This is a genomic window from Humidesulfovibrio sp., from assembly GCF_035560995.1.
Taxonomy (GTDB): domain Bacteria; phylum Desulfobacterota; class Desulfovibrionia; order Desulfovibrionales; family Desulfovibrionaceae; genus Humidesulfovibrio.
On record NZ_DATMYK010000139.1, the window covers coordinates 1 to 5,521 of the forward strand.

7 protein-coding genes and 1 tRNA gene are annotated in these 5,521 nt (G+C 66.0%); 4 read left to right on the plus strand and 4 right to left on the minus strand.

Features of this window, described 5'->3' with window-relative positions; translation table 11 throughout:
- The first annotated feature begins 596 nt into the window (after positions 1-596).
- The 3 genes from VN419_RS05565 to VN419_RS05575 all read left to right on the plus strand — a co-directional run bounded on the left by VN419_RS05565 (position 597) and on the right by VN419_RS05575 (position 1,791).
- Positions 597-737, plus strand: a complete 141-nt coding sequence (locus VN419_RS05565; RefSeq protein WP_325645309.1) for a KUP/HAK/KT family potassium transporter — start codon at positions 597-599, stop codon at positions 735-737.
- Positions 738-825: 88 nt separating this feature from the next.
- Positions 826-1,110 (plus strand): twin-arginine translocase TatA/TatE family subunit, encoded by a 285-nt coding sequence (tatA, locus tag VN419_RS05570; RefSeq protein WP_325645311.1) that lies wholly within the window; start codon positions 826-828, stop codon positions 1,108-1,110.
- A gap of 120 nt (positions 1,111-1,230) precedes the next feature.
- Positions 1,231-1,791 carry a DedA family protein gene (locus VN419_RS05575; protein WP_325645313.1) on the plus strand — a complete coding sequence of 187 codons (561 nt, stop codon included), beginning with the start codon at positions 1,231-1,233 and terminating at the stop codon, positions 1,789-1,791.
- 7 nt (positions 1,792-1,798) lie between these two features.
- Here the strand turns inward: VN419_RS05575 and VN419_RS05580 are convergent, their stop codons facing one another.
- The 4 genes from VN419_RS05580 to VN419_RS05595 all read right to left on the minus strand — a co-directional run bounded on the left by VN419_RS05580 (position 1,799) and on the right by VN419_RS05595 (position 4,384).
- Positions 1,799-2,638: a lipid-binding SYLF domain-containing protein gene (locus VN419_RS05580; RefSeq protein WP_325645316.1), complete on the minus strand. Its 840-nt coding sequence runs from the start codon at positions 2,636-2,638 to the stop codon at positions 1,799-1,801.
- Between the two features lie 2 nt (positions 2,639-2,640).
- Entirely contained in the window at positions 2,641-3,015 is a 375-nt protein-coding gene (locus VN419_RS05585; RefSeq protein WP_325645318.1) for an Hpt domain-containing protein, read from the minus strand.
- Positions 3,008-3,997, minus strand: coding sequence for a chemotaxis protein (locus VN419_RS05590; RefSeq protein WP_325645320.1), 990 nt, complete (start codon positions 3,995-3,997; stop codon positions 3,008-3,010). The genes VN419_RS05585 and VN419_RS05590 overlap by 8 nt, the downstream gene beginning before the upstream one ends.
- Before the next feature lie 310 nt (positions 3,998-4,307).
- Positions 4,308-4,384, minus strand: a tRNA-Arg gene (locus tag VN419_RS05595).
- 67 nt (positions 4,385-4,451) lie between these two features.
- On the opposite strand from VN419_RS05595, the gene VN419_RS05600 reads away from it, so the two are divergent.
- A partial coding sequence (locus VN419_RS05600) for a bifunctional folylpolyglutamate synthase/dihydrofolate synthase (protein WP_325645322.1) occupies positions 4,452-5,521 on the plus strand: 1,070 nt, incomplete at its 3' end.

Sequence of the window (5,521 nt, forward strand, 5' to 3'; positions counted from 1 at the left end):
CCAGGCGCAAAACCGGTGCCTCGAGTCGGTATTCCTTCGATTACATATTTGTCATCACTAATGAATTGTTACCTGGACGGTGAGGTTGAGAGTGCTATCGCTTGCTTGTTTGTATAAATATCAAATATTAATGTATTTAACGTGATGAATTCAGGTTTTGGCTCCTGGATTGCCAGCGTGAAAGGCATTGCTGTGTGTCGTAATGCGAAAAATGTAAATTTTGTGTAAAGACTGCCTCGCCGGGCAGTGCCGTTGACAGCCAGCCAGCAGCTCAAATATGCAATCAGGTTCGGAACTCGGGAAAGCCGCAGGTGCGCGGTCAGGTATGGAAGCGAGAGGTGATGGAGTCAGAGTGAGGCCGACCGGACACAACCGGCCGCCGCTGGGCGCGCCTCAGCCTCGCGCTGGCGCCCTTGGAGCGGTCTACGACGACCTCGGCACCAGCCCGCTGTATGCGCGGTGCAGGAATGCTTCCACGGCCCCCACGCCGTTGCCCTTGCCGAGTCGAACGCGCCGGAGATCCTGCGCCAGGCAAGGGGCACGGCCTTGACATCCGGCTGGAGAGCACCACCTTCTTCCTAGGTCGGGAAACACTTTTGACCGGCGGCGGCACAAAGATGATGCGCTGGCGCAAGAGTCTCTTTGCCTTCATGTCGCGCAACGCCTGGAACGCCACGACATTCTTCGGCATTCCGCCTGGGCGGGTGGTGGAGCTGGGCGCCTGGGGCGAGTTGTAGATTTTTATCGGCAGCCAAGCCCTTGGGGTTTTACAAAACCCTTGGGGTAGGATAAATCATAGGTCAGCCAAACCCTCGGGAGGACATCATGCTTGGCGAACTCTTCCAGCCCATGCATCTGCTTTTGATTCTGGTCATTGCCCTGTTGCTGTTCGGTCCCGGCAAATTGCCGCAGATCGCCGCGAACATGGGCAAAAGCATCCGCGAGTTCAAGTCCGCGCTTTCCGCGCCGGATGAAGTGAAGGTCGCCGCGCCGCAGCAGCAGGCGGAAGCGCAGCCCCAGGCAGCCGCCCAGACCGCAGCGCAGCCCGCTCAGCCCGCTCCGTCCGCAGCCCAGGCGGAGGCTCCCAAACAGGAGCAGAAGAGCGCCTAGAGTGGTTCAGAACATGTTCAGTCCAAAGCCCAGCGAAGACCTCGGCCCGGATCAGCCCGTCCAAGGCTGGTCCGGGTCTTCCGCGAGAAGGGCCCATAAACCGATGCCGGAGGCCGTGGCGTGGATCTGACCGCCCTGCTTTCCACCTACGGCTATCTTGCCCTGTTCATCGGCACCTTCCTGGAAGGCGAGACCATCCTGATCATCGCGGGCTTTGCCGCGTACAACGGCCACCTGTCCCTGCCGCTGGCCATCCTTGCGGCGTTTCTGGGCAGCTTCGCCGGGGACCAGACGGCCTTCTACGTGGGCCGCTACAACAAGAAGTTCCTGGAAACGCGCCTCAAGAAGTGGGAATGCCGCATCGAGAAGGTGCACAAGCTGCTGGAAAAGCATCAGGTGCTGGTGCTTGTCTCCTTCCGTTTCTTCTATGGCTTCCGCAACATCACGCCCTTTGCCGTGGGCACCACCAATATCTCGCCCTTGCGCTTCTTCTGCCTGAACGGCATCGGAGCGGCCATCTGGGCCGTGTCCTTCGGCGTGGGCGGGTATTACCTGGGCGACGTGTTGGAGCGCTTCCTTCAGGAAGCGAAGTGGTGGGTGGCCGGTGGCCTGTTTGGACTTCTGACCGCCGTCTGGATCTTCAAGACCGTGCGCAACCGCCTGCGCAAGCCCCGCTGCTAGAAGCCCCTTACGGTTTGGCGTAGCGGATGATGCCGCCCTCGGCATGGCCCTGCTTTTGCGGCGCGACGCCAAGGGCCGCCCAGAAGGCGAAGGTCTCCACGCTTGGCGCGGCCGCCCCGCGCATGATCTCCTGAATCTCCAGTCCGGACGTGCCGACGCCGGACGTACCGGGCTCTGGCGTGCCGGCTTTGGCCGCCCGTCTGTCCGCGTAATAGGCGAGGGTGAGGCCGCGGTCCACCGTGAGCAGCCCGCCGCGCAGGGCCACCCCGGCCATGACGCCCGCGCCGTCGGCAAAGGCCACAACTGGCCTGCCCTCGGTAAGGGTGCCCAGGCCGGATTCTTCGCGCACGCCGAGCACGTCGTACTTTACCGCCGCGTCGAAGGTGAGCCCCTGCGCCAGGATGCGCTCCAGCATCTCCTCCTCCATGATCACCAGCACCAGGCGCGATTTCTCCAGTCCCACCTGGGGGCCGTAGCCCACGCCGCCCACAGTCATGAACACCGGCGCGCCCCAGCCGCCGTCGGCCCTGCGGGCCACCAGCACGCCGCTGCCCGCGTGGATGGAATACATGAACCCCGCCTGATACACCCCCGGCAGCACGATGACCGCGCGTGCGCTGGCCAGGGCGGCTTCCAGGCTCTCTGCGGCCCGTGGCGTGCGCATTTCGCGCAGGGTCCGGGCGGACTGCTCCAAGAGCGAGGCGGCCATGGAGCGCGAAGATTCGGCCATCGTCCCGCTCTGGGCCGGATCACGCGGGGTCGTGCTCTGGCCTGCGCAGCCGGAGAGGGCGGTCGTCGTGCCCAGGGCGGCCAGCCCGCACAGGGCAAGCAGGGGCAGGCGGCGCATGCCTAGCCCGCCAGCCGCGCCAGGGCGGAAAGGCGCGGGTCGCCCTCGGGGTCGCGCGGGGAATCCAGGATGTCGCGCAGCAGGTCCACGCCGTCCAACAGGGCCTGGCAGACGTCCGGCCCTGCCTGCATGCGGCCGGAGCGCAGCAGGTCGAGCACGTTCTCCAGCCGGTGCGCGGCGGTTTCCACTTGGCGCAGGCCCAGCAGGTTGGCCCCGGCCTTTACGGAGTGGGCGTCGCGGAACACGGCGTTCAAGAGTTCGGCGGCCGGATGGGCCGGGTCGCGCTCCAATTCGAGCAGGCCGCGTTCAAGGGAGGTGATGCGGGTCGCGCTTTCCTCGGCGAAGGCGGCCAGAACCTCGGGATCTTGGTCAAGCATGTGCGGGGCTCCGTTTGGCGTCGCGCTCGGCAACGAGGCGCATGGCAATTTCGGGCAGGCGCTCCAGGTCGGGCTTGGCGATCTGCATGTCCGCGCCCACGCTGTCGCCCTTGTGGCGCAGTTCGTCGGTGATGATGGACGAGTAGAGGATCACGGGCACAGCCTTGAGCACGGGGTCGCGCTTCACGAATTTCGTCAGGCTGAAGCCGTCCATGAGCGGCATCTCGATGTCTGAGATGAGCACGTCGAGGAAGTCCGACAGAGGGCGTGCTTCGGTCTGGGCGCGTTGCGCCAGGGCCTTCAGGGTCTCCATGGCCTCCTGCCCGTTGCCCACGATGGTGGGCGCGAGGCCGGAGCGTTCCAGGGTCTTTTTGAGCATGAGCCGGATGGTGGCGGAATCGTCGGCCACCAGGACCTTCAGTTCGCGCTCGGACAGGAATTCCGGCGGCTTGCTGAAGTCGATCTCCTCGGGCGAGAGGTCGGCGATGATGGTCTCGAGGTCGAGGAGCTGGATGAAGTGCCCGTCGCGCTCAACCAGCCCGATGATGGCCTGGATGCCGGTCTTGGGCATGTAGCCGTCCGGGGGGATGACCTCGGGCCAGCCCACGCGGTGGATGCCCGTGACTCCGGAGACCACGAAGCCGGTGACGGTCTTGCTGAACTCGGTGACGATGACGTTGTCGAGTGGGGCCGGGTCCTTCTTTATGCCCAGCCACACGGCCAGGTCGATGACCGGCAGGATGTGGCTGCGCAGGGGAATGAGCCCTCGAAAGCTCGGGTGCGCAGCGCCGGGCTGGGGCTCAAGGCGGGGGCTCTCGATGACCTCCATGACCTTGGCCACATTGACGCCGAAGCTGTGCCGCTGGAGCCCGCCGCCTTGCCCCATGTTCGGGGGCATGTCCGGGCCGGGTTCTCCGTCGATGTGGAACTCAAGGATTTCCAGCTCGTTGGTGCCGGTTTCCAGCAGAATTCCGGTGTCCATGGTGTGGGCTCCCGTGTTGGCGTCAAAAAGGGTCGAAGTCTCAAGCTTGTACGCCGCGCAGGCCGGAGTGTAAAGTGTAAGGGCCGCGCCGGGCGGTTCGTGCCGGGCGCAAGCCGGAGCGTGAAGGGCCGGGACGCTGTGGCTGCGCCCGGCGAATCGCATGCTTCGCGGAGGTGGACGGATTGGCGCTTTGCCCGTATGCTTTTGCGTCTGGAGCCGCGCCCCGGCAGGACTTTCCGGTGCCCCGCGCACCCCGGCCGGGTCGCAAAAAAAGGAGCCACGCCGCAGGGGCATGACTCCAGAAGAACCGTGGTGCGCCAGGAAGGATTCGAACCCTCGGCCGACGGCTTAGAAGGCCGTTGCTCTATCCACCTGAGCTACTGGCGCGCAATTGGGAATCCCTCAGTAATCAAGCAGCGCGGCGCGGTCAAGGGGCCGCGCGCAGAAGGCCGTCGTGACGCATACTCCCACTTTCGCCGATTTTTCGGCCCGGCTGGACGAGCTGGGCCTGTTCCACATGGATCTGACCCTGGACCGCATGGCCGCCTTTGTGGAGCGCCACGGCCAGCCGCGCTTTCCCGTGCTGCACGTGGTGGGCACCAACGGCAAGGGCTCCACGGCCACCATCCTGGCCGAGCTGCTTAAGGCCCACGGCCTGCGCGTGGGGCTTTCGGTCAGCCCGCACTTCGTCAGCGTGCGCGAGCGCATCCTGGTGAACGGGGCCATGCTGGACGAGGAGGCCTGGGCCCGGCTGGGCGCGCGGGTGTTCGAGGAGGCCGACGGCCTGGGGCTGACCTATTTCGAGGTGCTCACCGCCCTGTCGCTTCTGGCCTTCGAGGACGCGGGCGTCGACGTGGCCGTCATGGAAGCGGGCCTTGGCGGGCGCTACGACGCCACCAATGTGCTCAAGCCCGCGCTCACGGTGTTCACGCCCATCGGCATGGACCACATGAACGTGCTGGGCGCGACCCTGGAGGAGATCGCCGCGGACAAGGCCGGAGCCATGCGCAAAGGCGGCCTGGCCGTTTCCGCCCCGCAGGAGCCCAAGGCCTGGCGCGTGCTGCGCGACGCGGCGCGGGAGGTCGGCTCGGAACTCGTGGCCGCGGCGGAGGTGCTGTACTACAGCCGGGCCAACGGCCGCGTGCAGCCCGGGCCCCTGGCCAGCCGGGGCAAGAAGCGTTTCGTGCGGGCCATGACCGGCCTGTGGCTTTCACTGCCCGGCACGCACCAGGAGCTGAACGCCCGCGTGGCCCTGGCCGCGTTCCACGTCTGGGCCGACTCCCTGCGCCTGCCCATTCTGGAGGACGCCTGCCGCGAGGCCCTGGCCCGCGCCTTCATCCCTGGGCGCATGCAGAAGGTGGCCGACGAGCCCGGCCTGCCGCAGATGCTCATTTTGGATGGCGGGCACAACGCCCACGGCCTGGCCGCGTTGAGGGACGCCCTGGCGGCGGAGGGCATCAGCCCCGTGGCCGTGGTCTATGGCTGTCTGCGCGACAAGCCCCTGGACGACATGCTGCCCCTGGT